This window comes from Vibrio sp. 10N.286.46.A8, from assembly GCF_041470165.1.
In the GTDB taxonomy this organism is placed as follows: domain Bacteria; phylum Pseudomonadota; class Gammaproteobacteria; order Enterobacterales; family Vibrionaceae; genus Vibrio; species Vibrio tasmaniensis_A.
This window is the reverse complement of sequence record NZ_JBFRLX010000047.1, coordinates 1-26926: the sequence shown is the minus strand read 5'-3', so window position 1 is coordinate 26926 and position 26926 is coordinate 1. Positions and strand designations below refer to the sequence as shown.

At 45.3% G+C, this 26926-nt stretch carries 22 protein-coding genes and 1 other RNA gene; 4 read left to right on the top strand and 19 right to left on the bottom strand.

Annotated elements, in window-relative coordinates; translation table 11 throughout:
• Positions 1-134: 134 nt before the first annotated feature.
• The 19 genes from dapB to rsmI all read right to left on the bottom strand — a co-directional run bounded on the left by dapB (position 135) and on the right by rsmI (position 23233).
• Positions 135-959, bottom strand: a complete 825-nt coding sequence (dapB, locus tag AB4232_RS06115) for a 4-hydroxy-tetrahydrodipicolinate reductase (protein WP_371727211.1) — start codon at positions 957-959, stop codon at positions 135-137.
• A 92-nt stretch (positions 960-1051) separates the two neighbouring features.
• Positions 1052-1450: an 8-oxo-dGTP diphosphatase MutT gene (gene mutT, locus AB4232_RS06110; RefSeq protein ID WP_371727191.1), complete on the bottom strand. Its 399-nt coding sequence runs from the start codon at positions 1448-1450 to the stop codon at positions 1052-1054.
• A 307-nt stretch (positions 1451-1757) separates the two neighbouring features.
• On the bottom strand, positions 1758-4484 hold the full coding sequence (secA, locus tag AB4232_RS06105) for a preprotein translocase subunit SecA (RefSeq protein WP_135384533.1): 2727 nt from the start codon (positions 4482-4484) through the stop codon (positions 1758-1760).
• Between the two features lie 388 nt (positions 4485-4872).
• Positions 4873-5790: a UDP-3-O-acyl-N-acetylglucosamine deacetylase gene (gene lpxC / locus AB4232_RS06100; protein ID WP_135382845.1), complete on the bottom strand. Its 918-nt coding sequence runs from the start codon at positions 5788-5790 to the stop codon at positions 4873-4875.
• A 96-nt stretch (positions 5791-5886) separates the two neighbouring features.
• Positions 5887-7116 (bottom strand): cell division protein FtsZ, encoded by a 1230-nt coding sequence (ftsZ, locus tag AB4232_RS06095; RefSeq protein ID WP_012603216.1) that lies wholly within the window; start codon positions 7114-7116, stop codon positions 5887-5889.
• Positions 7117-7147: 31 nt separating this feature from the next.
• On the bottom strand, positions 7148-8416 hold the full coding sequence (gene ftsA / locus AB4232_RS06090; RefSeq protein WP_004729844.1) for a cell division protein FtsA: 1269 nt from the start codon (positions 8414-8416) through the stop codon (positions 7148-7150).
• Entirely contained in the window at positions 8409-9188 is a 780-nt protein-coding gene (locus AB4232_RS06085; protein WP_009848959.1) for a cell division protein FtsQ/DivIB, read from the bottom strand. The genes ftsA and AB4232_RS06085 overlap by 8 nt, the downstream gene beginning before the upstream one ends.
• 191 nt (positions 9189-9379) lie before the next feature.
• On the bottom strand, positions 9380-10840 hold the full coding sequence (gene murC, locus AB4232_RS06080) for a UDP-N-acetylmuramate--L-alanine ligase (RefSeq protein WP_135382844.1): 1461 nt from the start codon (positions 10838-10840) through the stop codon (positions 9380-9382).
• Positions 10841-10853: 13 nt separating this feature from the next.
• Entirely contained in the window at positions 10854-11915 is a 1062-nt protein-coding gene (gene murG / locus AB4232_RS06075; protein WP_135382843.1) for an undecaprenyldiphospho-muramoylpentapeptide beta-N-acetylglucosaminyltransferase, read from the bottom strand.
• A 13-nt stretch (positions 11916-11928) separates the two neighbouring features.
• Complete coding sequence (gene ftsW, locus AB4232_RS06070; RefSeq protein WP_009848956.1) at positions 11929-13125, bottom strand: cell division protein FtsW; 1197 nt, start codon at positions 13123-13125, stop codon at positions 11929-11931.
• 22 nt (positions 13126-13147) lie between these two features.
• Positions 13148-14464: a UDP-N-acetylmuramoyl-L-alanine--D-glutamate ligase gene (gene murD / locus AB4232_RS06065; protein ID WP_372086607.1), complete on the bottom strand. Its 1317-nt coding sequence runs from the start codon at positions 14462-14464 to the stop codon at positions 13148-13150.
• 58 nt (positions 14465-14522) lie between these two features.
• Positions 14523-15605 (bottom strand): phospho-N-acetylmuramoyl-pentapeptide-transferase, encoded by a 1083-nt coding sequence (gene mraY, locus AB4232_RS06060; RefSeq protein WP_009848954.1) that lies wholly within the window; start codon positions 15603-15605, stop codon positions 14523-14525.
• A complete protein-coding gene (gene murF / locus AB4232_RS06055) occupies positions 15602-16975 on the bottom strand; it encodes a UDP-N-acetylmuramoyl-tripeptide--D-alanyl-D-alanine ligase (RefSeq protein WP_372086605.1) in 1374 nt (457 codons plus the stop codon). Before murF ends, mraY begins: the two co-directional genes overlap by 4 nt.
• A complete protein-coding gene (gene murE / locus AB4232_RS06050) occupies positions 16975-18459 on the bottom strand; it encodes a UDP-N-acetylmuramoyl-L-alanyl-D-glutamate--2,6-diaminopimelate ligase (protein ID WP_372086603.1) in 1485 nt (494 codons plus the stop codon). Before murE ends, murF begins: the two co-directional genes overlap by 1 nt.
• A gap of 18 nt (positions 18460-18477) precedes the next feature.
• Entirely contained in the window at positions 18478-20235 is a 1758-nt protein-coding gene (locus tag AB4232_RS06045; RefSeq protein ID WP_012603208.1) for a penicillin-binding transpeptidase domain-containing protein, read from the bottom strand.
• The gene (gene ftsL / locus AB4232_RS06040; protein WP_009848950.1) at positions 20232-20549 is read right to left on the bottom strand and encodes a cell division protein FtsL; all 318 of its coding nucleotides are present in this window, start codon (positions 20547-20549) and stop codon (positions 20232-20234) included. Before ftsL ends, AB4232_RS06045 begins: the two co-directional genes overlap by 4 nt.
• A 3-nt stretch (positions 20550-20552) precedes the next feature.
• Positions 20553-21503, bottom strand: a complete 951-nt coding sequence (gene rsmH / locus AB4232_RS06035) for a 16S rRNA (cytosine(1402)-N(4))-methyltransferase RsmH (protein ID WP_009848949.1) — start codon at positions 21501-21503, stop codon at positions 20553-20555.
• 228 nt (positions 21504-21731) lie between these two features.
• An RNA gene (gene rnpB, locus AB4232_RS06030) (RNase P RNA component class A) lies at positions 21732-22171 on the bottom strand.
• A 195-nt stretch (positions 22172-22366) separates the two neighbouring features.
• Entirely contained in the window at positions 22367-23233 is an 867-nt protein-coding gene (gene rsmI / locus AB4232_RS06025; protein WP_009848948.1) for a 16S rRNA (cytidine(1402)-2'-O)-methyltransferase, read from the bottom strand.
• 61 nt (positions 23234-23294) lie between these two features.
• On the opposite strand from rsmI, the gene AB4232_RS06020 reads away from it, so the two are divergent.
• From AB4232_RS06020 to AB4232_RS06005, 4 genes are read left to right on the top strand one after another with little or no spacing between them, the layout of a single operon-like run.
• Complete coding sequence (locus tag AB4232_RS06020) at positions 23295-25112, top strand: penicillin-binding protein activator (protein ID WP_372086601.1); 1818 nt, start codon at positions 23295-23297, stop codon at positions 25110-25112.
• Positions 25099-25497, top strand: a complete 399-nt coding sequence (locus tag AB4232_RS06015; RefSeq protein WP_009848946.1) for a YraN family protein — start codon at positions 25099-25101, stop codon at positions 25495-25497. Before AB4232_RS06020 ends, AB4232_RS06015 begins: the two co-directional genes overlap by 14 nt.
• 2 nt (positions 25498-25499) lie before the next feature.
• Entirely contained in the window at positions 25500-26090 is a 591-nt protein-coding gene (locus AB4232_RS06010) for a phosphoheptose isomerase (protein ID WP_004729817.1), read from the top strand.
• A 16-nt stretch (positions 26091-26106) separates the two neighbouring features.
• Positions 26107-26712: a BON domain-containing protein gene (locus AB4232_RS06005; RefSeq protein WP_017098300.1), complete on the top strand. Its 606-nt coding sequence runs from the start codon at positions 26107-26109 to the stop codon at positions 26710-26712.
• Positions 26713-26926 lie beyond the last annotated feature (214 nt).

The following is a 26926-nucleotide window of genomic DNA, read 5'->3' as shown; positions in this document are numbered from 1 at the left end:
GTGATAAACAACAACTAAATACAGTTCTAATCAGGAAAATCGGAGAATAAGAAGAAAGTGACCAAGAGGAGTTTAAGTAGAAAAAAGGGGTAAATAAAGAAAGCGCCGGCAATTGCCAGCGCATAAATATCTATTTACAGATCGTTTAAACCAAGGACGTCTGTCATGGTATAAAAGCCTGCTGGCTTATCATTTAGCCAAACAGCTGCCTTGATTGCGCCATTAGCAAAGGTCATTCTATCCGTGGCTTTATGGGTAATTTCAACGCGCTCACCAATATCAGCAAACATTGCGGTATGCTCGCCAATGATGTCACCGGCACGGATTGTCGCAAAACCAATCTCATCTTTTGTACGCTCGCCCGTAATGCCTTCGCGTGACCATACAGCGACATCGTTTAGCTCATTGCCCATCGCACCAGCGATCGCTTCACCCATGCCGATCGCAGTACCTGACGGCGCATCGACTTTATGACGGTGGTGAGCCTCTACGATTTCAACATCACAGTAATCGCCCATCACTTTAGCGGCCTTCTCTAACAGCTTAAAAACCAAGTTCACGCCAACGCTATAGTTCGGTGCCATTACGATAGCCATTTCTTTTGAAGCCGCATCGATAACCTGCTTTTCTTCTTCAGAGAAACCCGTAGTGCCGATGATCAGTTTTTTACCGTGACGCTTACAAAGTTCAATATTCGCTAATGTGCTTACAGGTGCGGTAAAGTCGACGACCACGTCAAACTGTTCAACCGCTTTCGAAAGGTCATCAACTAGAGCCACATCAAAACGACCTTCACCGCATAACTCGCCAACGTCAACACCGACCAAAGATGATTCTGGACGTTCTGAACCAGCACCAACGCTTGCTTCTGAATTATGGTGAGCGGCTTTCACCAAGTTACGACCCATACGGCCAGCTGCTCCTGCAATTGCAATTCTTACCACTGCGAATATCTCCATTGTTTTGGTTACCGTTGCCACTTATCTCTTGCAGCAACGTTCAATCGATTAATCTCTTTAAACTAACAACAATCTCAAACTCAGGCTAGCAATTACGAAAACTCTTTTATTACTCGCTCTAAAATTGGCACGTTTGCTTCGGGGAAGGCGTATTGATTCAATGATTCAAGATCGACCCATTCACCTTGTTGACCTTCTTTACCATAAGGCTGCTCTTCAAAATCAGTAACCAAGATAAAATCAAACTTAAGAGACTTATCCGTATAGTCAAACTCAAGGTGTTCAAACAGAGACTGTTCTGTCACCTTAATACCAATCTCTTCATCAAGCTCACGAGTCATTGCTTGTTCGATGGTTTCGCCCGCTTCAACCTTGCCACCTGGAAATTCCCAAAAACCGCCTTTGTGTTTATCGTCTGGGCGCTTAGTGATAAATACCTGTGACTTATCTTGATTGAAGATGATGCCCGCTACAATGTGGATTCTTTTCATATGATGGTGTTCCTTCTATGTCCCTAGCGTCATTCCCTACAATGAGGAACGAATTAGATAGGGAATCTGCTCTTTTGTTAATTCGAAAGATCCCCGATTCGCTCGTCCCTCACTCTCGAGGATGACGCTATCGAAACCTTATTATTTTCACATACAAAAAGAGCCGCCTAAGCGACTCTTTTGATCAATAAGTTTGTGTGAAGCTAAGCTGTGACGTGGTGAGTGCAAGGAGGAGGCACGGAGCTTACGTTAGTAAGTGAGTACCTCCGACACTGCAATCATCCGTTACAGCAACGATTCACCAGACTTAGTCTATTTTACCGTGACACTGTTTGTACTTCTTACCACTTCCACATGGACATGGTTCGTTACGACCCACTTTACGCTCATCGCGTACTACCGTTTGTGGAGATGCCGCATCCGCTTCATCGTCAGCTAGCTGGTTTTCAGCCGTTGCATGTTGTGCTTGTGCACGACGCGCCGCTTGTTCAGCTTGAGCTTGACGTTGAGCTTCCATCTTTTCAACTTCTTCTTGTTGCTGAACACGAACTTTAGAAAGGATGGTCACAACGTCTGTTTTCAGTACATCTAGGAGGCCTTCAAACAGTTCAAACGACTCGCGCTTGTACTCTTGTTTCGGGTTCTTCTGAGCATAACCGCGTAAGTGGATACCTTGACGAAGGTGATCCATCGCAGCCAAGTGCTCTTTCCAAAGACCGTCTAGCGTTTGTAGCATCACAGACTTCTCGAAGTTACGCAGTACTTGAGCACCAACCACTTCTTCTTTCTGTTTGTACGAATCTACTGCCATACCAAGAATGCGCTCACGCAATGCTTCTTCATAAAGCTTGTCGTCTTCGTCTAACCAACCTTGAATATCAAAGTCTAGATCGAAATCATTTTTGAGACGATCTTGCAGACCTGCGATATCCCACATGTCTTCAAGAGACTGAGGAGCGATGTATTCATCAATAACTGACGCCAGTACATCTTCACGGTTGTGTTCAATCATCTCACTGATGTCATCTGAGCTCATCAGTTCATCACGTAGCTCATAAACAACCTTACGTTGGTCATTGGCTACGTCATCGTACTCAAGAAGCTGCTTACGGATGTCGAAGTTGCGACCTTCCACTTTACGTTGAGCTTTTTCAATTGAGCGAGATAACATCTTAGATTCAATCGCTTCGCCTTCGTCCATACCACTTTGGATAAGACCAGCCATGCGATCAGACGTAAAGATACGTAGTAGAGAATCTTCCATTGATAGGTAGAAACGAGAAGAACCCGCATCACCTTGACGACCAGAACGACCACGTAGCTGGTTATCGATACGGCGAGATTCATGACGCTCAGTACCAATGATGTGCAGACCACCTGACTCAAGTACTTTATCGTGAATGATTCTCCAATCAGCTTTGATCTTCTCGATCTGCTCTTTGGTTGGGTTATCTAGTTTCTCAAGTTGTGCCTGCCAGCTACCACCTAGCACGATATCGGTACCACGACCGGCCATGTTAGTTGCGATAGTTACCGCACCAGGCATACCAGCTTGTGCAACGATCTCAGCTTCCATTTCATGAAACTTAGCATTTAGAACGTTGTGCTTAATTTTTGATTTTTTCAATGCGTTAGACAGCAGTTCAGATTTCTCGATAGAAACTGTACCAACCAGTGATGGCTGACCAGCCGCTACACGGTCTTTGATGTCTTCAATGATCGCATTGAACTTGTCTTCTTCAGTACGATAAACCACATCTGGCATATCGTTACGAACCATAGGCTTGTTGGTTGGGATAACCACCGTTTCTAGGCCGTAGATAGACTGGAATTCGAACGCTTCTGTATCAGCAGTACCTGTCATACCTGACAGTTTTTCATACAGACGGAAGAAATTCTGGAATGTGATCGATGCTAATGTTTGGTTTTCATTTTGAATCTTCACACCTTCTTTAGCTTCAACAGCTTGGTGTAAACCTTCAGACCAACGACGACCTGGCATAGTACGACCAGTATGTTCATCAACGATAACCACTTCGCCTTCTTCAGTAACGATGTAGTCGACGTTTTTCTCAAACAATACGTGTGCACGAAGCGCAGCATTCACATGGTGCAATAGGCTGATATTGGTTGGAGAGTAAAGTGTGTCACCCTCTTCCATCAAGCCGTTTTTGACCATTAGCTCTTCTACAAATTCTTGACCGTTTTCAGTCAGGTGAACCTGTTTTGATTTTTCGTCCATGGTGTAGTGACCTTCACCACGGTACTCTTCTGAATCTTCTTTATCTTGACGCTCTAGAGAAGGAATTAGAGTGTTAATGCGCGTATAAAGGTCAGAACTATCTTCAGCGGGGCCAGAGATAATTAACGGAGTACGAGCTTCATCAATTAATATTGAGTCAACCTCATCGACTACAGCAAAGAAGCGCTCACGTTGAACTCGGTCTTCAGCACGGAATGCCATGTTGTCACGAAGGTAATCAAAACCAAACTCGTTGTTTGTTCCGTATAGGATGTCAGCTTGGTACGCTTCTTTTTTCTCTGGCGGAGCCATGTTTGCCACATTCACGCCAACAGTCATGCCAAGGAATTCAAATAATGGGCGGTTTGTTTCCGCATCACGCTTCGCTAGGTAATCGTTCACCGTTATTACGTGAACACCTTTGCTTGGTAGCGCGTTTAGATAAGCTGGTAGGGTTGCGGTAAGTGTCTTACCTTCACCAGTACGCATCTCTGCAATTTGGCCAGCATTTAGAACCATGCCACCAATCATTTGCACGTCAAAATGACGCATGCCGTAAACACGCTTCGACGCTTCACGTACCGTAGCGAATGCTTCAGGTAGAAGTTGATCTAACGATTCACCTTTATCTAAGCGCTCACGAAACTCAACCGTTTTTGCTTTTAGTTCATCGTCTGAAAGAGCTTCAAACGTTGGTTCGAAGTTATTAATTTCTTTTACAATTTTTCTAAGGCGGCGCAGTGTTCTGTCATTGCGACTGCCAATTACCTTTGTCAGCAGCTTAGTAATCATGTGCTTGGAATCTCTTCGTTCTCAGATCGTCCGCGATCTATTTTAAATGCCGTCAGTCTCTACTAGCTATAAACTAGTCTTTAGTTACTAACCAAGGATACTGAGATAAATCTAGTATCTTTGATATTGTACTTGAGAGTAGAGTTTTCAAGGCTTCAGTTAAAATTAATGCCCTCTAGTGTAAGTAATTTTCACACCAACGACCATTTATAACCCCATTTGTTTGATGTGCTTGGTACTTTTCTTTCTAATTGTTGATGGATTAGCCAGACTGTAGCCAAATACTAGGCAACTTTTAAATACTGACGACACTGTATCTGGAAAATAGATACAAAAAAACCAGGTCAATGACCTGGTTTTCAAAATCTTATATTGTCGTAAACAACAATTACGCTAGAACCATTCCTGGTTCAGCAAACGCAACAGGAGAGCCAGCCTCTTCTTCGAATGTTGCCCATTCCCAAGCTTCTGCATCAGCAAGTACTGCGCGTAGTAGTTGATTATTTAGGCCGTGACCTGATTTGTATGCTCGGAACTCACCGATAATAGCGTGTCCACACATGTAAAGGTCACCAATCGCATCTAGCACTTTATGCGTTACGAACTCGTTTTCGAAACGTAGACCTTCTTCATTAAGAATTCGGTATTCGTCTAGTACGATTGCGCAATCAAAGCTACCACCCAAACACAAGTTTTGTGATTGTAGGTATTCAATATCACGCATGAAGCCGAAGGTACGAGCACGAGAAATTTCTTTCACAAAGCCTTGTGAAGAAAAATCAAACAACAGGTGCTGTTCATCAGATTCAATTGCTGGATGGTTGAATTCGATTTCGAAGTCCATACGGAAGCCGTTAAATGGCACAAACTCTGCCCACTTATCGCCATCTTCAAAACGGATTGGCTTTTTGATTCGAATAAAACGTTTCGCTGCATTCAGTGTTTCTACACCCGCTTGTTGTAGCAAGTATACGAATGGGCTTGCGCTACCATCCATAATTGGGATCTCTGGTGCATCGACTTCAACAATAATGTTGTCGATACCCATACCCGCTAGAGCTGCGTTAAGGTGTTCCACTGTAGAGATACGTACGCCTTCGTCATTAACAAGAGCAGTACATAACATAGTGTCACGAACTGACGCTGGATCAGCTGGGAAATCTACAGGTGGATTTACATCTGTACGACGATAAACAATACCTGTATTTGCAGCTGCCGGGCGAAGAGTAAGTGTGACTTTACGACCAGAGTGGAGACCCACACCAGTTGTTTTCACAATTTCTTTCAGAGTACGTTGTCTGATCATCTGCTTGCCTCGTTATCAGTGCTACAAATCACGGTCAGTATTTACCGACCGCGAATTTTACCATTAATTCGACGATAGTCAAACTTTGGGTATTTGTTAATCAGCCTGACGTCGTAAGAATGCCGGAATATCTAAGTATCCACTCTCTTTCTCAGCTTTAGGTGCTGCACTTTGGCTAGCGCCTGTACCTGAAGAAACAGGTGACGTTGTTGGCTGCGGCTTAACTTGAGGTTTCACCTCAGTTTTTTCTTGCAATGGTTGTGCCACTTTATCTTCCACTTTTGGTGCAGTTTGAGCCGCTACCTGTGGTTGAGGAGTTGGTGCAACCTTAGCTTTACCACCAGCAACTAGTGTAATGTCTGGTTTTTTCTCTGTGCCGATACCTGTTGCTACAACAGTTACACGGATTTCATCCGTCATATCAGGGTCTAGAGATGTACCAATAACAACCGTTGCGTTATCAGATGCGAATGCCTTAACTGTATTACCTACTGTTTCGAATTCATCTAAGCGCATATCTAGGCCAGCTGTGATGTTCACAAGAACGCCACGAGCACCAGCTAGGTCGATGTCTTCTAGTAGTGGGCTAGAAATTGCCGTTTCAGCAGCTTCTTCAGCACGGTCTTCGCCTTTTGCGATACCGCTACCCATCATTGCATGACCCATCTCTGACATTACGGTGCGAACATCCGCGAAATCGACGTTAATCATACCTGGGCGAGTAATTAGCTCAGCGATACCTTGTACAGCATTTTTAAGTACATCATTTGCACTTGCGAAAGCTTCTAGCAGAGTGACGCCGCGGCCAAGTACCTTAAGTAGCTTTTCATTTGGAATCGTAATTAAAGAATCCACATGCTTAGAAAGCTCTTCGATACCTTGCTCAGCAAACGCTAAACGCTTTTTGCCTTCGAAGCTAAATGGCTTAGTTACAACAGCAACCGTTAGCACACCCAGCTCTTTCGCAACTTCAGCAATAACTGGAGCAGCACCTGTACCCGTACCACCGCCCATACCAGCTGCGATAAATACCATATCGGCGCCAGTTAGAACTTCTTTAATTCTTTCTCGATCTTCGAGAGCTGCATCACGGCCTACTTGTGGGTTTGCACCAGCGCCCAAACCTTTAGTGATATCACCACCAATTTGGATCACGCTGCTAACGCTTGTTTTACGAAGTGCTTGTGCATCAGTGTTAACACTGATGAATTCTACACCTTCGATTGATTCACGCACCATGTGCTCAACAGCGTTACCGCCACCGCCACCAACTCCAACGACTTTAATTACTGCATCGTCAGACATTTCCATCATCGGTTCAAACATGTGTTATCTCCGTTTTTTCCTGCAACTCAGGTTAAAACTCTTTTTGTATCCAATTACGCAATTTACCAAATAAACCAGACATAGAAGGTGCTGAACGCTTAGGTTCGCTGTAATCACCTTCATCGCTGATCTGACAATCTCTTGCGTAATGAAGTAAACCAACCGCCGTAGAATGATACGGCTCTTTAACATAGTCGGTTAAACCACTAACTTCTAACGGCTTACCAACTCGAACTTGATTGCGGAAAACACGTTCCGCACACTCTACCAATCCGTCAATTTGTGCCGCTCCACCAGTGAGAACGACGCCAGCTGCAAGGTGGTGTTTAATACCTTCATCTCGTAGCTGTAATTGAACCGTATCAATAGTTTGGTTAACGAGCCCCATAAGTTCAGTGTAACGTGGTTCAATCACTTCCGACAAAGTTTGTCTTTGCAAACTTCTCGATGGACGGCCACCTACACTAGGGACGTTAACAGAATCATCCTTGCTTACGAGTTCACTCAGAGCGCAACCATGGTTTACTTTTATCTCTTCAGCATCGCTCACTGGCGTGCCAAAAGCGAAGGCAATATCACTGGTTACTGCATTTCCTGCGTAGGAAAAGACTTCTGTGTGTCGCAGTGCGCCGCCAGTCCAAATGGAGATATCCATCGTACCAGCACCAATATCAACAACACAGACTCCAAGCTCTCTCTCGTCGTCAGTAATTACCGCATTACTTGAGGCAAGTCCTGAAAACACGATTTGTTCTACAGTGAGACCACATCGTTCAACAGCTTTAATAATATTTCTCGCCATGTCGCTATGGCAAGAAATTAGGTGAACACTGACTTCCATTCGAACACCAGATAAACCAAGTGGGTTCTTAATCCCTTCTTGATAATCAATGGTAAATTCCTGAGGGATCACGTGCAGAATTCTCTGCTCATCACCTATTTTAATTGATTTCGCGGTATGGATCGCTCGATCCATATCGTCTTGAGACACTTCTTCATCAGAGATAGTGCCCATGCCTTTTTCAATTCGGCTTGCGATATGTTTACCCGATAGCGAGATAAATACATTGCTGATTTGGCATTCCGCCATCAACTCTGCTTGATCAATAGCTCGCTGAACCGACTTAACTACCGACTCTAGGTCGTTTACACCACCTTTATCCATACCTCTGGATGGGCTTTGCCCAGAACCAATGATATTGATTTGACCATCAGGCAATATTTCACCAACTAGAGCTGATATGGTCGCAGTGCCTATATCAAGACCAACGATTATGTTGTCATCTGCGGTCTTAGTCATCTGTACTCTCTTCTAACTCTTGCTCTGGAAACCAGCCTACAGCGGCTCCCGTATCGTACCTGAGGTCGATGTAGCTCACTTGATTCGCCTTACTACCTAATTCGTTGTAAAGCGAAATAAAGCGCTCAACACGCTCATCTAAAAAATCTTTACCTAATTCTAAACGAATACCGTTGTCTAGAATGATTTGCCAGGCGCGACGCTCATTGAGAACGAGCGAGGTAACGGTTAACCCTAGGCTGTTAATTAAAGGCGTTATCTGTCGCCACTTTTCAATCACTTGTTGGCTAGTGCCATCTGGACCGTAAAGTTTAACTCTATCACCCTTCAAAAGGCCAATATCACCATTAAACACCTGACCATCTTCATTCAACAGCATATTGCCATTCCAGATAGCTGTCGCATGATACTCAGTCAAAAATACTTTTATTGTGTCTGGCCACTGCTTACGAATCGAGACAACAGAAACCCAAGGCAACGCTTCTAAACTGTGTTGCAACACGCCAATATCTTGAGACATGAATGTTCCAATATGCTCTAGCTCGCTAAAGGCATGTTGAACATCACCAGCGGTTACATAAGTTAAGTCGCCTTGCAGTACTATTTTAGAGAGAGGCAATCGCTGATCGTCCCACATCCAAGTCAGTGTGGTATAGAAAAGAAATCCAATGAATAGCAATACCATGACAAAAAAAGACCCGCCTAAGGCGTGTTTCTTGAGCGACGGTAAACTGAATAGGTGGCGGTTTTCGCTAAAAGTACTTTCTACCAAAGCCCGCATTCCCTGTCGTTGGTTCGCAATTCTATTCCCTATCTTCGTAATAGAGGTAAAAGCACTTACTTTAACCTATGAATTATACTGAGCAAAATTAAACTATCAAACGTTGATAATAAGATTTTTGGTCAATTTTAGGTCAATCGCAAGAAGTGAGCGATTGACCACAGTCTGTAGACAGTATTCTGTTACGCGTTCTGCATCTTATTAATGTCTAACTGCAATGATTCCAACTGCTTCGCTACTCGGCCAACATCGCCCGCACCCTGCGTTAAAACAAGGTCACCACCTTGAATTACGTTGGCTAAAGCCGATGGCAGTGCGTTGATATCGGCAACAAAAATTGGATCTATCTTACCACGCCCGCGAATAGTTCGACTTAATGAACGCCCATCAGCCCCTGCAATTGGTTTCTCACCTGCAGAATAAACATCCAATAGAATAAGTACATCAACTTGCTCAAGAACATTCGCAAAATCATCATATAGATCACGAGTACGGCTGTAACGGTGCGGTTGGAAGATCATAACAAGACGCTTATCAGTCCAACCACTTCGTGCTGCTTGAATGGTTACGTCCACTTCGGTTGGGTGATGACCGTAATCATCGACCAGCATTGCAACGCCTTTACCTGTTTCGTACTCACCTAGGTGATCGAAACGACGACCCGTGCCTTCGGTTCCAGCCATCGCTTTTAGAATCGCTTCATCGCTGATGTCATCTTCCGTTGCAACAGCAATCGCAGCGGATGCATTCAATGCATTGTGACGACCCGGAATGTTTAGCGTAATATCAAGGTTAGCTTTACCTTTGCGTACCACCGTGAACTTGCCTTGCTGACCTTGTTGTACGTAGTTTTCAATACGGATATCAGCATCTTCTGAGAAGCCGTAAGTAATCACTTGGCGGCTAACCTGAGGAATAAGCTCACGCACTACAGGATCATCAACACACATAACAGCCTGGCCGTAGAATGGCAGGTTGTGTAAGAAATCAATAAACGTCTGCTTCAGCGTTTCAAAATCACCGCCGTAAGTATCCATATGATCCGCTTCGATGTTAGTGACAATACTAACCATTGGTTGCAGATGTAAGAATGAAGCATCACTCTCATCGGCTTCAGCGATAAGAATACGGCTTGAACCTAAACGTGCGTTAGTGCCGGCACTTTTCACCAAACCACCGTTTACGAAGGTTGGATCTAGGCCTGCTTCAGAGTAAATCTGTGTCACTAGCGCAGTGGTGGTTGTTTTACCGTGTGTACCTGCCACAGCAATGCCGTGACGAAAACGCATCAGCTCAGCCAGCATTTCAGCACGACGAACGATCGGTGTGCGCGCTTCACGAGCAGCAATAATTTCTGGGTTTTCTTCGTTGATAGCGGTTGAAACCACCACCACACTTGCATCGGCAACGTTACTTGCTTGGTGACCAACGTAAACAGTAGCCCCCTTGCTAACTAAGCGTTCTGTCACTGGATTTTGAGCAATATCAGAACCTGTGATCTGGTAGCCTTCATTAAGCAAGACTTCAGCAATCCCGCTCATTCCGGCACCACCAATACCAATGAAGTGGATAGATTTAACACGGCGCATCTCTGGCACCATTGCACGGATTTGCGCTAAGTCTTGGGTATGTTCAATCGTCATCAATTCAATCTCATTATTTTGCTAAAGCTTTGATCGCTTCAGCGACAGTCACATCAGCATCAAGCTTGGCGGCTTGACGAGCTTTTGTTGCCATCATTTTTAATTCATTTCTATCAAGCTGCGCGATAGTGTTCGCGAGTTTATCAGCCGTTAGTTGAGGCTGTTCAATCATTAACGCCGCGCCACATTCTACTAAATGATCGGCATTCAACGCTTGTTGTCTGTCTTTGTGCATAAACGGAACGAAAATAGAACCTACACCAGCAGCAGACACTTCAGATACGGTTAATGCACCAGAGCGACACACTAATAGATCTGCCCACTCATAAGCTTGCGCCACATCATCAATAAATTCAGTCACTTGAACATTATCTACAGAATGTGATTTGTATTGTTCAATCACTTGCTGTTGATTGTTCTTACCTGCTTGATGCACCACAGTGAAGCCTTCACCAAGCTGCGCCATCGTTACTGGCAAGGTATCGTTCAGGATTTTTGCGCCCTGACTACCACCCATAACCAAGATGCGGATGTCACCATCACGCTCAGCCATGCGTTGCTCGGGTTCAGCTAAGGCAACAACATCTTCGCGTACTGGGTTACCCACCACTTCTGCGGTAGGAAACGCACCAGGAAAAGCTTGGAAAACCTTTTTAGCAATCTTAGACAGCCATTGGTTGGTTAAACCTGCCACTGCATTTTGTTCATGTAGAACCACTGGAATACCAGATAACCAAGCCGCGATACCACCTGGGCCACTGACGTAACCACCCATGCCAAGCACCACATCAGGTTGCCATGCTTTAATATGTCGTCTGGCTTGAAGTATGGCATTAATAATCTGGAACGGCGCTTTAATTAATTTACTAACGCCTTGACCACGCAGGCCTTTCACCTTAATGAAGTCGATCTCAATACCATGCTTTGGCACTAAATCCGCTTCCATTCTGTCTGCGGTTCCTAACCAGCGAATTTCCCAACCTTGTTGCTGAAGCTTTTTCGCCACGGCTAACCCCGGGAAAACGTGACCGCCAGTACCACCAGCCATCACTAAAAGTTTTTTGTTTTGTTTCATAACGTTATGATTCTTATTCTACTAATTCGTTTTGATTGTCGGCTTGTTCTTTCTGTTGCACTCGGCATTCATGATCGATACGCAGCAGCATAGAAACCGCAACTGACATCACGATAAGGCTTGAACCACCGTAACTGATCAGCGGTAAGGTTAGACCTTTGGTCGGAACAATACCTGAAGCGGCACCGACATTAACAAGCGTCTGAAAAGCAAACCAAATACCAATGCCAAACGCCAGATAACCGCTGAACACTTGGTCGTTTTCGAAAGCTTTTTTACCAATAAAAATAGCTTTAAAAACCAAGCTAAAGATCAGCATCAACACTAAGGTTACGCCAACAAAACCCAACTCTTCTGCCAGTACAGCAAAAACAAAATCGGTGTGTGCTTCAGGTAGGTACTCGAGTTTTTGAATTGAATTACCAAGCCCTTGTCCCATCCAATCACCACGACCGAACGCCATCAATGATTGAGTTAGCTGATAACCACTACCAAACGGGTCACTCCAAGGTTCCCAGAATGACGTAACACGTCGAACACGATAAGGCTCAATAACAATCAATCCCACAACGGCAGCAATACCTGCCACCATTAAGGCTATAAATTGTGACAGCTTAGCACCTGCGATAAATAACATGCCAAACAATGTAACCAACATTACGACAACGGTCCCCAAATCGGGCTGGCCAAGTAGCAACACCGCAAAGGCACCGAACACCATGATCGGTTTACCAAAACCACCGAAGAAGGTTTTTCTCACTTCATCCTGTTTACGAACCAAGTAGCCCGCCATAAAGATAAACAGAGATAACTTAGCGACTTCAGCAGGTTGTAAGTTAAACAGCCCGAGAGGAATCCAACGTGAGGCACCGTTAACCGACTTACCGACGGCTAACACCACCACTAGCAAAAAGAAGGATAAGCCCAATAGGTACATACTGTATTGAAACCAGCGTTTCATCGGGATTTGTAATATTACGCTGGATACACCTAACGCTAACACCAGGAAAATGGCGTGGCGGAACATGAAGTGAAACGGCTGATCGGTTAAACGAGCACTGATTGGGAACGAAGCCGACGTTACCATTACCAAGCCCGTCAGCATCAGTCCAAGAGCAATCCATACCAACTGACGATCGTAGAGCGCCTCTGGTGTAGCACGGTTAAGCCATTGCCAAATAGATTGATTAATCTCTTTCACTCTTTGCACTGAATGTTAGTCCTTCAACACGTTAGGCATACTCATGAGCAAGTTCAGTGAACGCATCACCTCTTGCCATGAAATTATTAAATTGATCGAAGCTTGCGCACGCCGGAGACAGCATCACCATATCTCCAGCCACCAGCTGTGGTGAGATGGATTCGATTATCTGCTGCATGGTATCGAACTTTTGTGCCGATGGGTGTAGAGGCATGAATTGATCTGCATCCTCACCGAAGCAACACAGTTGTACGCGGTCTAGTTGCGCCAACACAGGCTTAAGCTCGCTAAAGTCAGCGCCTTTGCCCACACCTCCGACTAAGAGGTACAAAGTACCTTGGTACTCTAACCCCGACAAAGCAGCCTGTGTGCTGGCTACGTTGGTCGCTTTCGAGTCGTTAACCCATTTGATTTCGCGTTTGTCAGCCACTACTTGGCAGCGATGCGTTAAACCGTTGTAGGCTTTCAGAGCTTCAAGGCTTTTGCTGTAATCAATACCAACTTGCTTAAGCAGTGCTAAAGAGACTAACGCATTCGCCACGTTATGACGTCCAACCAATGTTAAATCTTGGGTAGCAAGTACTGGCTTACCGTTATCCACTAGCCATTCGGTACCATCGACCATTGATACACCAAACTCTTGGTCATCAAGTCCAAATGTCACCAAAGACATCGTTTGATCAGGATAAGTCTCTTTGTCTTCGCGGTTTACAATCGCGTACTGAGCGTTATTAAAAATTCTTAATTTAGCGTCACGGTAATCGGCCATGCCTTGATAGCGATCCATATGATCTTCTGACAAGTTCAAAAAGGCCGCCGCTGCAAGATTTAGGCTGGATGTTGTCTCTAGCTGAAAGCTTGAAAGCTCAAGGACATATAAGTCGGCATCAAGCTCAAGTAGGTCTAAGGCAGGAATACCGATGTTGCCACCAACGCCAACGTTAAGACCGACAGCTTTAGCAAGCACACCTGTTAAATCGGTCACAGTACTCTTACCATTGGAGCCTGTTATTGCCACGACGGGTTTGTCTACCGCCCAACCAAAAAGTTCAATATCGCCAACAACCGGAATACCCGCTTGAATAACATCTTGTATTTCAGGGGTCACTAAGGCGATACCTGGGTTAGCAACCACTAAATCAGCTTCCGCTAACCATTGGCTATTCCAACTTCCAGAATGCAGCTCTACCGATTCAGGCAAAGATTCTTTTCCTGGTGGTAGCTCTCGCGTATCAATTACCTTCACATGCGTATGAGGTTGATATTTTACGAGATGTTTAACGACAGAGAGCCCGGTAATACCGAGCCCCACAACCACTACATTTTGAATATTTTGCCAATGTTCCATTTAAACAAGATGCTCTTAATAGTTTTAAAGAGCCTCTCATTAAGAGGCTCAGATAGGATTAACGAACTTTCAGCGTTGCTAAGCCAACCAGTACTAATACCATTGAAATGATCCAAAAACGCACGATGACACGTGGCTCCGGCCAACCTTTCAGTTCATAGTGGTGGTGAATTGGTGCCATGCGGAAAATACGCTGACCGCGCAATTTGTAAGAGCCAACTTGCAGTATCACTGACAAAGTCTCCATTACAAACACACCGCCCATGATAACCAATACCAACTCTTGGCGAACTAACACAGCGATCACACCCAGAGCACCACCAAGCGCTAGCGAGCCAACATCGCCCATGAATACTTGTGCAGGATAAGTGTTGAACCATAGGAAGCCAAGCCCGGCACCGACGATAGCAGTACATACCACAACCAGCTCGGAGGTGTATGGGATGTATGGAATGTGTAAGTATGACGCAAAGTTAACGTTACCGGTCGCCCAAGCAATTACAGCAAAACCAGCCGCAACCATAACCGTTGGCATAATGGCCAAGCCGTCTAGGCCGTCTGTTAGGTTTACCGCGTTACTGGTTCCCACAATAACAAAGTAAGTTAGTACGATATACAGTAAACCAAGTTGTGGCATCACATCTTTAAAGAAAGGAACAACCAATTGAGTTGCTGCAGTATCGTGCCCGTGAGCATACAGAGCAAACGCCACGACTAACGCAATTGCTGATTGCCAGAAGTACTTCCAGCGAGCGATCAAACCATCGGTGTTCTTACGAACGACTTTACGGTAGTCATCAACAAAGCCAACCGCGCCATAACCAGCAAGTACAACTAATACAGCCCAAACATAAGGATTCGAGAGATCAGCCCACATCAATACCGTAATAATGATCGCAGCAAGGATCATCACACCGCCCATGGTTGGCGTGCCACGTTTGCTGAAATGAGATTCAGGGCCGTCATTACGAACAACTTGGCCAATTTGTAGCATTTGCAGACGCTCAATTAAACGAGGTCCCATCCACAGTGACAGACATAACGCCGTCAAAATACTCGCGATTGCACGAAACGATAAGTATTCGAACAAACGGAAAAAAGAAAAGTGTGGCTGTAGTAGCTCTGCAAGCCAAATTATCATGAAAAGTTCTCCTTTAAAGCAGCGGCTATTTTACTCATTCCTGCACTATTCGCGCCTTTTACCAATAAGGTATGTGACACGCTTTCTGGCAAGCTTAGGTGCTGCTCTATGTGCGCGATCATCGCTTGATGCGTTGTAAAGTGGGTACCATTACAGACCTCACTAATCACCTTGGTATCATCACCGTAAGTAAGTACATGCTCAAAAGCGAATGGGGCAGCATATTCACCGACTTGACGGTGAAGTGCAAGGCTTTCATCGCCTAATTCAGCCATATTACCTAAAATTAACCAACGTTGACCTTTGAAGCTCGAGAGTAGCTTCGCTGCCGCCTTCATTGCTGGCACGCTGGCGTTGTAACTGTCATCTATGAGTTTGATATTCTGACTTAATTGTTGAACCTCAACTCGCCCTTTGACAGAGATCAGATTCGCTAAACCATTTTTCACCTCATCAAGCGAGGCTCCAAATTGGATGCTCAACGCTGCAGCTGCTAATGCATTCGCTACGTTATGTTGGCCGATGATACCAAGCTCAACAAATATGGACCCTTGAGGTGTCTGCATATCAAAGCACGCTTCACCTTGCTCATTGATGCGAATATTCTTGGCAAAATAATCCGCCTTGCTGTCGCTTTCTGAAAATGTCAGCACGCTTTTATCTGCAAGCACGTCATTCCAAAAGTCACCACCGTTGCTCTCTAGATTAACAATAGCAGTATCATCAGCAGCAAGCCCCTGAAAGATTTCACCTTTCGCTTGTTTCACACCATCAATCGAACCAAAGCCTTCTAAATGAGCCGCGGCTACATTATTAACTAAGGCAACTTGTGGCTTCACTAGCTGAGTGGTGTAGGCAATTTCACCAATATGGTTAGCGCCTAGTTCGATCACCGCATAGTCGTCGCTAGGTTCACTGCGTAACAAGGTCAATGGCACTCCAATATCATTATTGAAGTTACCTGCGGTAAACAACACCTTGCCACGTTGCTGCAGAATGCTTGCCACCATCTCTTTAACCGTCGTTTTACCACAACTGCCTGTAATCGCCATGGTTGGCACGTTACACTGTTTGTGGATCCAAGCACTTAGCTGACCTAAAGCAAGTTTAGTGTCTTCAACAACCACCTGAGTAATATTTAGGTCAAGTTTTCGTTCGACTAACAACGCGCTCGCATTAGCCTCTACCGCTTGATGACAAAAGTCATGCGCATCAAAACGCTCGCCAACAAGAGCAACAAACAGTGCACCCTCTTCAACGGTTCGAGTGTCAGTAGAAACCGCATTAATAACACTATTGCTCGACTTGCCAGCCTCAATCAGCTGACCGCTCACCGCTGAACAAATCTGCTCGAGTGATACATCAATCATTATGAAATACCTAAAAGTTGTAGCGCGGACTCTCGATCTGAGTAATGGATCGTTTCGTCTTTCAATACTTGGTAATCCTCATGGCCTTTACCAGCCAAAAGAATAATGTCATTACTGCCTGCCTGTTCTAGGGCAAACTTAACCGCTTGATAGCGATCGTGCTCGACGAATGCAGATTCTGGTTCGCTTAAGCCAGCTAGCATGTCTTTAACAATCAAAGCAGGATCTTCGCTGCGAGGGTTGTCATCTGAAATAATAATTTTGTCGGCGAACTGCTCTGCCGTTACCGCCATCATTGGACGCTTACCTGTGTCGCGATCGCCACCACAGCCGAAGATAGCCCACAGCTTTCCAGAGCAGTGTACACGTAGTGCAGCCAATGCTTTTTCTAGCGCATCTGGCGTGTGCGCGTAATCGACAACGACTTTTGCTTTGCTCGGAACTTGAAACAGTTCCATACGACCAATAACAGGTTGAAGCTGAGACGCGGTGTCGACCAAGGTTTGCTTGTCGATGCCTAATGAAAGCAAAGTCGCGAAAGCAACCAGTACGTTTGATGCGTTGAACTGACCAATCAATGGAACCGAAAGATCACCTTGCCCCCAGCTACCATCGAAAGAGAGCCTAATCCCAGTTTCTGCATAGGCGACATCAGATGCCCACACCGACTGTTGGTAACCAGACAACGGAAGCAATGAAACAGCTATTGCATTGGACAAATTTGACATCCACGCTTTGCCGACTTCATCATCCACATTGATCACTGCATGTTTGCATTTGTGTTGAGTAAACAGGCTCTTCTTAGCCAATGCGTACTCTTCCATCGTGCCGTGGTAATCAAGGTGATCACGACTCAGGTTAGTGAACACACCAACCTCAAAATCCAACGCTTTTACTCGGCCTTGGACCAAACCATGAGAAGAGATTTCCATCGCGGTATAAACTGCACTTTCCTCAGCCAACTCGCTCAGTGTGCGTTGTATTTCAATCGCGCTGCCTGTGGTATTAGCCGCTGTTTTTAGGTTATCTAAGAGGCCATTACCCGTGGTGCCCATTACCGCCGAACGCTGGCCGACCAAATCAAGCCACTGAGCAATCAATTGGGTGATGGTGGTTTTGCCATTGGTGCCGGTCACACCAATCAACTTAGTCGCTTGAGAAGAATAAACTCGGCCAGCCAGTTCAGAGAGAATTGAATTTAGCTCAGATACATAAACAACAGGAACAGCATTTAACCACTCAACCAAGCCATGAGCTTTGTCATCACTCGCTTGTGCAACGACAGCTTTCGCACCTTGAGCGACGGCTTTGTCGATAAAGCGACGACCATCAATGGCATGTCCAACAATGGCAACAAAAATATCGCCTTCCTTGATTGCACGGCTATCCAACTCCAATTGCTCAACAGCAATCGCATCTAGCTCAAGTGAACTAAAGTCCCCCCAAGGAGAAAGTAAAGATGACAGCGTGAGGCTATTACTCATATTGAATCCTGATTGGCTCTATTCTTGAAACTTGTTTTCATCAGCAGGGACATTGAGTATTTGCAGTGCACCCTTCATGATTTCAGAAAAAACGGGGGCAGCAACTGAACCACCATAGTAAAGGTCACCTTGCGGCTCATTGACTACGACAACCAGAGCTACTCTTGGATCGCTGACTGGAGCAAAACCCGACGTTATAGCAATATACTCATCACTATAGCCACCCGCAGCGGCTTTACGAGATGTACCCGTTTTTGCCGCAACTCGATAACCCGGAACAGCGGCTCTGGTTGCAGTTCCGCCCTTTTGAGTCACGCCTTCTAACATTTGCAATACCATCTCTGCATTTTCACGTTTGATGATCTGCTTTGAGAAGTCTTGGTCGTTGCTTTTAATGATATGAATCGGTTCATACATGCCTTTGTTGGCTAACGTTGCGTAAGCATGAGCCAACTGAAGCGGGGTCACAGATAAGCCATAACCAAAGGATAGCGTCGCGATTTCGAACTTGGACCAACGGCGACGGTTAGGAAAAATACCACTCGTTTCACCCACGAGATTTAGCCCAGACATTTCGCCTAAACCAACCGAACTGTACATACCAAGTAACGCTTCAAGCGGCATATCAAGCGCTAATTTCGCAACGCCGATGTTACTTGATTTTTTAAGGATCAAGGCTAAATCAGCCTTGCCCACTTTAGAGGTATCACGTACTCGGCTACCTCCAATTTGCATGATGCCATTACCCGTATCAATAATAGATTTCGCATCAGCTGTACCATTTTCTAATGCGGCGAGCACCACAAAAGGTTTCACTGTTGAGCCGGGCTCCATAGCATCGGTCAGCACGCGGTTTCGCATTTTAAAGCTTTGTAAATCAGAGCGGTTGTTCGGGTTGTAAGACGGTGCATTGACCATGGCTAACACAGCGCCCGTTTTCACATCGAGTAATACTGCAGAGCCTGAGGTCGCTTTATGATCGGCCACCGCTTGCTTAATCGCTCGATAGGCTATCGCCTGCAATCGTTGATCGATGGTGAGTTCTAGTGGTTTGCCTTCTTCGCGTTCTTCTAACGCAATGTTTTCGACAACGCGTCCGTAGCGGTCTTTACGAATCGTTCGCTTGCCTGCTTCGCCCGTAAGCCATTTATCGTAACTGCGTTCAACCCCTTCCAGGCCGTGCCCATCAATTCCGGTCACACCGATAAGGTGTGCACTGACTTCACCAGCAGGGTAGTAACGTCGAGATTCCGCTTTTAGGCCCACACCCACCAGCTTAAGTTCACGGATATACTTAGCCATCGCAGGGCTAACTTGTCTTTGTAGATAAATAAATCGACGGGATTTATTGCTAGAGATCTTATCGATCATCGATTGTCGCTGTAGGCCAAGTACATCGGCTAACGCATACCAACGATCAATCTGGGCCATGCCATTTTTATCGAAAATCGTTTTTGGGTCGGCCCATACTGCTTCAACGGGAACACTCACAGCAAGCGGCTCGCCATTGCGGTCAGAGATAATACCGCGAGCAGAAGGAATAGCCTTAACACGCACCGAGCGAAGATCGCCCTGACGAATTAAGTTATCGGGTTCAATGATTTGGATGTAAGCCACACGGCCAACGAGTGCAGCAAAGGCTAGAAACACGAAAGCAATAACAACGTTGAAACGCCATTTAATAAGAATTGGATCCAAATCCTTTTCGCTCTTCACTCGCTCTTTCGTTGATTCATTAACGGTTTTTGCGGGTGTTTTTTCCTTTTTACCGGTCATTTCAGTGTGATCACAACTTCTTTGTCGGAGTCTGGACGTTTCATGTCTAGCTCTCTTTTTGCCGATGCTTGAACGCGGCTGTGTTCTGCTAGCGCCGTCTCTTCAAGCATTAAATTTCGCCACTCATCATCAAGTTGTTCCCGCTCCACCAATGCCATGTCTTTTTGCGTAATCGCCTGACGTGATACATGTGTCGTAAGAACGACCCCCATCGCACTCGCAAAGATGCAGATAAGAAGCCCCAATGGGACTTTGCCCACGGAGATCAAATCAAAAAAGATTATCTTGGCTAAGTTGGGTTTGGAGGTCTTCATTGACTATAGCTTTTCTGCGATTCGTAGTACTGAACTACGCGAACGAGTATTCTCATCCACTTCATCTTTAGAAGGCTTAATTGCTTTACCAATTGGTTTCAGATCGGCACTGCCTAGCGCTTTGATCTGCTCTTCAGTTAGTGGCAGGCCATGTGGTACTTGCGGTCCTTGGCTCTCTTTACGGATAAAGCGCTTCACCATACGGTCTTCAAGCGAGTGGAAACTGATAACAGAGATACGACCTTGAGGAGCTAGAATGCTTGCCGCGCCTTTCAGTGCTGTATCGATCTCTTCTAGTTCACTGTTAATGTAGATACGGAATGCTTGGAAAGCACGTGTTGCTGGGTGTTTTTTCTCTTTGAAGCTTTTTGGAGCGACATCAGAGATAAGCTTAGCCAGTTGACCAGTGCGCGTTAGCGGTTCGTTCTCTTCATTCTCTTGATAAGCAATGATGCCTTTCGCGATACGACGAGCGTGTTTGTCTTCACCGAACTCACGAATAACCCATGTGATGTCATCAAGATCAGCTTCAACCAACCACTGAGAAACAGGAATCCCCGTTGTTGGGTCCATACGCATATCAAGCGGGCCATCTTTCATAAAGCTAAAGCCACGTTCAGCATCATCCAGCTGTGGTGAAGAGACACCTAAATCCAGCAATACGCCATCCACTTGACCGACTAAGTCATAACGCTCTGCATATTCAGCCATACCTGAGAACGGGCCGTGAATAATCGTAAAACGAGGGTCATCAATCTTTTGTGCTTCGGCAATCGCTTGTGGATCGCGGTCGATACTAAAGAGTCTTCCATTCTCGCCCAGTTTAGACAGGATTGTACGGCTGTGACCACCACGGCCAAAAGTACCATCGATATAGGTACCGTCAGGTTTGATCGCAAGTCCGTCAATAGATTCGTTAAGCAATACTGAAATATGTTTGAATGCTTCTGTCATAGTCTTCTCAGTGAGTGGATTGAGCCATTAGTTCGGCAATAATATGTTCTATTAACGTTTTAGTTTACTGATTTCACGCCGTATCTCCACCATATTGTGTATAGCCTTTGGGAATTTTTGACCCAAGCTCATATCAAGATGATGGATTCTAAGGAAATCTAAATAATTAACGTCAATATAAAGCAAAAAACCCATCACTACCGTTAAGTAATGATGGGTTCTTTATATAGGTGGAGTTGACACATACGCCGGGTTCTGTTCCGCTTGCGCGGCGGTAACCATTCGTCTAGGCCTGCAATCGCTCACAGGCTCAAGCAATCTACCCGCCCCCATACGCGAGCAGCGCAATGCGAGGGCCTATTTGATCTTGCTCCGGGTGGAGTTTACCTTGCTACGAACTGTTGCCAGTCGCACGGTGCGCTCTTACCGCACCCTTTCAGCCTTACCTGTGCCTCTTCCGAAGAAATGAGGCCATCGGCGGTCTTCTCTCTGCTGCACTTGTCGTGGGCTCGCGCCCCCCAGACGTTATCTGGCACCCTGCTCTATGGAGCCCGGACGTTCCTCCCCTCTACCAGTCTCCCGAAGGACTTCAACGTCAGTTTCCCGAAGGACCTCAACGTCAGTCTCCCGAAGGACATCAGCAAAGCAGCGATTACCCGTTCAACTCCGAGGGCGGATTGTATAGAGATTAGTGTGCAGTGTCTAGCGAGATCACAAATATGCTGCAAACCATTAAGCAAGTGCACGAATTTTACACAATCCAAGCACAAAAAAAGGAGCGACGGTATTACCATCACTCCTCATAAGCTTTTCAATACAGGTTAGCTACTCTATAAATAGGTATCTAGTCTATAAAGAGGTATCTAGTTGTCTAGATGCTCTAGGCCCCACTTGTATAAAGCGTTCTTTTTCAGATTGTAGATCTCTGCCGTCATCGCCGCTGCTTTTTTAAGGGGCAGTTCTTTGGTTAGAATACCCAGCGTGCGAGTCGCTTCGTCTGGCAACTCTGTGCTCGCTTCTTCACGGTGACCGTGAATTAGCAATACCATCTCACCGCGTTTACGGTTTGCGTCTTCTTCAATCCACTCAATAAGTTCACCAAGTGGCAGACCTTGGATGGTTTCGAAGGTTTTGGTTAGCTCACGCGCCAACACAACCTCACGGTCAGGGCCTAAGATCTCAAGCATGTCTTGTAGAGAATCAGTAATACGGTGGGGAGATTCGTAGAAGATACACGTGCGTTCTGCTTTTGCGATCTCTAAGAACTTGTCTTTACGACCTTTGCTCTTTGGCGGTAAGAAACCTTCAAAGCTGAAACGATCAGACGGCAAACCAGACGCACTTAGTGCGGTAATCACAGCACAAGCACCAGGAAGTGGCACAACTCTCACACCCGCTTGACGACATTGTGAGACAAGATGGTAACCTGGATCACTGATTAAAGGAGTACCCGCATCAGAGACTAATGCGATAGACTGACCTTCTAATAACCTTTCGACTAGAACTTGTGCTTTAGTTTGTTCATTATGATCATGTAAAGCGAACGTTCTGGTTGATATATTGAAGTGAGCAAGCAGCTTACCCGTGTGGCGTGTGTCTTCGGCTGCAATAACATCGACACTTGATAAAATTTCAATTGCTCTTTGAGTGATATCTCCCAAATTTCCGATTGGGGTTGGCACAATATAGAGAGTTGGGCTCTCTGTGAGCAAGGTTTTGTTATCTGTCATTTGTTTACCATCACTTCAACGATTAATATAGATACAAATTTATACGGAATTTAAAGAACTCATGGCAACGATGAACCATAAGAGACTCAGTGTACCACGCTTACTCACTCCAATTGCATTAGCAATTACATTGGCGGCTTGTTCTTCAGGTCCTCAAGCACCAACGCGTGTTGATATTACACTAGATCCAGCGCAATCAACTGAAAGTTACATGATGCAGGCGGATAGTAGCAAAGGAAGTCTACAAAACGACTGGTTAATCATGGCGCTTAAGGCTTCTGTGCAAGCTGGAAAAACCGATCAAGCGACTCTGCTGATCAAACGCTTAGCCAAACAAGAGCTGAGTGAAGTTCAACAAGCAGAATGGCAACTAGCTCGCGCTCAACTGCTGGTGAATAACTCGCAACCACAGCAAGCGTACAGCCAACTGAACTTTCAACCTTGGTGGAAGCTTCCGAACGAGCAATGGAAAGATTATCACGAGCTACGCGCCAACATTTCTGAAATACAGAATGAGTATTTCGAAGCGAGCCGTGAATTAGTCCTTTATTCTGAATATCTGGACGCTAGCGACGAAAGCCAACAGCAAACGGCCGACCGTATTTGGCAGAACCTGAATAGCTACTCTCAATACGAGATTCTAGAACTGAAAACATCGCCGACAGAAGATGTGCTTTCAGGTTGGTTGCAACTGGCTATCTACATGAAGACGCTGAATTCGAACCTTCCAAACCTACAGGAAACCCTAGCTGATTGGTTAGCTGAGAACCCCCGTCACCCAGCAGCGCTTTATACACCTCAAGCGATCACCGACATCTTGGCACTAGAGATCAGCAAACCAACCAGCACTGCGCTGCTGCTGCCGCTAACAGGTAAGTACGGTAAGCAAGCACAACTTGTGCGTGATGGTTTCATCTTTGCGATGATGAATGACAAAGAGCGTGAAGAAGATGCAACGTTGACCGTAATGGATACCAACGTACAAAGTGCCGCTGAAATTAAAGCGAAACTGGAAGAGAATAACGTTGATTTCATCGTTGGCCCTCTGATTAAGAGCAATATCACCAAGCTTCAACAAGCGCAGAAAAACCACGAAAACTCGATTCCAGCATTAGCTCTTAATATTCCAACTCAGCTAGAACCAGATACTAATATTTGTTATCTCGCTTTATCGCCAGAACAAGAAGTCGCTCAGGCTGCGAAACACCTTTTTGCACAAGGCTATAAGTACCCACTTATTCTTGCACCCAAAGGACGCTTAGGTGACCGCGTTAAGCAAGCATTTAACGAAGAGTGGCAGAAATACAGCAACAACGACGTTGCAATCAGGTTCTTCTCTGACAAACGCCAACTGCAGCGTAATGTGAATCAGATTTTCGGTTTACAAGAGAGCCAACAACGTATCGCTCAAATGGATGGGCTACTTAACTTAGACCTAGAAACAGAGCCACGCAGTCGTCGTGATATCGATTCTGTCTACATTGTCGCTAAGAACTCAGAGCTAACACTCATCAAACCCTTCATTGAAGTTGCAATTAACCCTGATGCTAGCCAACCTGCACTGTTTTCAAATTCACGCAGCAACAGCGGTGACAAGCAATATGAAGACCTAACGGGTGTCTTCTACAGCGATATCCCGCTATTGGTCGAGAACAAAAACGAGCTTAACAAAGCGCTTAATGACCTATGGCCTTCACACTCGAACAGCCAAAAGCGTCTACAAGCACTAGGAATGGATGCATACTATCTAATGGATGCACTACCACAGATGAAAGCCGTACAAGATTACAGCATTACAGGTGAAACCGGCGTATTAACCATCGACAACAACTGTGTTGTTCAACGTGAAATCAGCTGGGCAGAGCATGGGGCTTTTTAGCCGTAAGTTCCTATCCAAGCCAACAATCACCCACAAACAAGTGGGTGATAAATACGAGACCGTGGCAAAGAATTATTTAGTTCGCCACGGTTTATCGTTAATTGAAGAAAACTTCATAGCAAAGTGTGGCGAAATTGATCTTATAATGCGCCATAACAATACGGTTGTGTTTACTGAGGTAAAATACCGCAAGCAAACACGCTACGGACATGCCGCTGAAATGGTGACAGCCAAAAAGTCACAAAAGCTACTCAAAACAGCCAATGTTTGGCTTATGCAGCAAGGCTTGTCGGTACACTCTACAGATTACAGGTTTGATATCATTGCCATCGAAGGGCCGAATGACACTATCGACTGGATTCAAAACGCGATTACCCAAGGATAAACATGCTAGACAGCATCAAAGAAAGTTTTACAGAAAGTATTCAAATCCAAATTGCGGCGGCAGAAGCTCTGCCAGACGCAATCACGCATGCCGCTCAAGCAATGGTTGCAACCCTGCTTAACGGAAACAAGATTCTTTGTTGTGGTAACGGTGGTTCGGCATCGAATGCTCAGCAATTTGTCTCTTGCCTACTTAATCGCTTTGAAACCGAGCGCCCTAGTCTTCCTGCAATGGCTCTCACTGCTGATAACACCACACTAACGGCTGTGGCAAACGACTACCACTATGAAGAGATCTTCTCTAAGCAGGTACGTGCGTTTGGTCAAACTGGTGATATTTTACTGGCTATATCTACTAGTGGTAACAGTAAAAACATCATCAAAGCAATGGAAGCTGCGGTAACACGTGATATGACAATCATCGCCTTTACTGGTAAAGATGGTGGTGAAATGGCTGGCCTGCTTGGTGAGCACGATGTAGAAATTCGTATTCCCTCACACCGTACAGCACGTATCCACGAAGTACACATGGTGACACTACACTGCTTATGTGACCTAATCGATCAAGTACTCTTCCCAGCTCACGAAGAGTGATATACGGAGCATCACGATGAAATCATTAACTTCTATGAAGCTGCTTAAGCTGATTAGTGTTTCGCTACTTACACTGTCGTTATCTGGTTGTGCTGGTCTTTTCATTGCTGGTGCAGCAACTACTGCAAATCTAGTCACCGATACACGAACCACCAAAGAGATTTGGAGCGACAACAATATCGAATTTGAAGTTGCAGCTATGACTAATAAACCGCCATTTCGCGGCAATGTCAGTATCACAGCAAGCTCTTACCGTGGTTCAGTAGTTCTGATGGGGCAAGCAACGACAGATGCTGAACGTCGTGCTTTTGAAAGCCAAGCTAAAGCAGTAACGGGGGTTGAAAGTATACACAACCAGATCCGAGTGAAAGAGCCACTGTCTGTTAGTGCTATCAGCAAAGACAGTTGGATTACCACTAAAGTGAAGTCTGCCCTACTTGCCAAGTCTGAACTTAACGGTATCAAAGTCAAAGTCATTACTGAAGATTCAGAAGTATTTCTGCTTGGATTAGTTTCTCGAGAACACGCTGATATCGCGACAGAAGTTGCGCGTAATATCTCTGGTGTGAAGCAGGTGATTCGAGCGTTTGAATATGGTGAAGATGACAATTCGGTAAACTAACACCCTCTGAATTTACTTAGCCAACTTAGCTGGTTGGTTGGCTGGTAAAGCCTAACGAAATGAATCAGATTAATAAAAGTCAGTTAGCACAAAAAGAAAAAGCAGCGATAAATCGCTGCTTTTTTTGTATTTGGAGTTATTTAAAAAATAACGCTATTTGATAACACGAAGGCTTGGGCGACCTTTCGCTGGACGAGATGGCTCAGGTTCTGAG

Excerpts from the sequence above, each read along its gene's own strand:
- AB4232_RS06015 (WP_009848946.1), top strand. The coding sequence starts at position 25,099 with ATGGGGCTTTTTAGCCGTAAGTTCCTATCCAAGCCAACAATCACCCAC.
- AB4232_RS06045 (WP_012603208.1), bottom strand. The coding sequence starts at position 20,235 with ATGACCGGTAAAAAGGAAAAAACACCCGCAAAAACCGTTAATGAATCA.
- mutT (WP_371727191.1), bottom strand. The coding sequence starts at position 1,450 with ATGAAAAGAATCCACATTGTAGCGGGCATCATCTTCAATCAAGATAAG.
- AB4232_RS06005 (WP_017098300.1), top strand. The coding sequence starts at position 26,107 with ATGAAATCATTAACTTCTATGAAGCTGCTTAAGCTGATTAGTGTTTCG.
- dapB (WP_371727211.1), bottom strand. The coding sequence starts at position 959 with ATGGAGATATTCGCAGTGGTAAGAATTGCAATTGCAGGAGCAGCTGGC.
- AB4232_RS06010 (WP_004729817.1), top strand. The coding sequence starts at position 25,500 with ATGCTAGACAGCATCAAAGAAAGTTTTACAGAAAGTATTCAAATCCAA.
- murE (WP_372086603.1), bottom strand. The coding sequence starts at position 18,459 with ATGAGTAATAGCCTCACGCTGTCATCTTTACTTTCTCCTTGGGGGGAC.
- murF (WP_372086605.1), bottom strand. The coding sequence starts at position 16,975 with ATGATTGATGTATCACTCGAGCAGATTTGTTCAGCGGTGAGCGGTCAG.
- secA (WP_135384533.1), bottom strand. The coding sequence starts at position 4,484 with ATGATTACTAAGCTGCTGACAAAGGTAATTGGCAGTCGCAATGACAGA.
- ftsZ (WP_012603216.1), bottom strand. The coding sequence starts at position 7,116 with ATGTTTGAACCGATGATGGAAATGTCTGACGATGCAGTAATTAAAGTC.
- murD (WP_372086607.1), bottom strand. The coding sequence starts at position 14,464 with ATGGAACATTGGCAAAATATTCAAAATGTAGTGGTTGTGGGGCTCGGT.
- ftsL (WP_009848950.1), bottom strand. The coding sequence starts at position 20,549 with ATGAAGACCTCCAAACCCAACTTAGCCAAGATAATCTTTTTTGATTTG.
- ftsA (WP_004729844.1), bottom strand. The coding sequence starts at position 8,416 with ATGACTAAGACCGCAGATGACAACATAATCGTTGGTCTTGATATAGGC.
- rsmI (WP_009848948.1), bottom strand. The coding sequence starts at position 23,233 with ATGACAGATAACAAAACCTTGCTCACAGAGAGCCCAACTCTCTATATT.
- lpxC (WP_135382845.1), bottom strand. The coding sequence starts at position 5,790 with ATGATCAGACAACGTACTCTGAAAGAAATTGTGAAAACAACTGGTGTG.
- murC (WP_135382844.1), bottom strand. The coding sequence starts at position 10,840 with ATGACGATTGAACATACCCAAGACTTAGCGCAAATCCGTGCAATGGTG.
- mraY (WP_009848954.1), bottom strand. The coding sequence starts at position 15,605 with ATGATAATTTGGCTTGCAGAGCTACTACAGCCACACTTTTCTTTTTTC.
- rsmH (WP_009848949.1), bottom strand. The coding sequence starts at position 21,503 with ATGACAGAAGCATTCAAACATATTTCAGTATTGCTTAACGAATCTATT.
- AB4232_RS06020 (WP_372086601.1), top strand. The coding sequence starts at position 23,295 with ATGGCAACGATGAACCATAAGAGACTCAGTGTACCACGCTTACTCACT.
- murG (WP_135382843.1), bottom strand. The coding sequence starts at position 11,915 with ATGAAACAAAACAAAAAACTTTTAGTGATGGCTGGTGGTACTGGCGGT.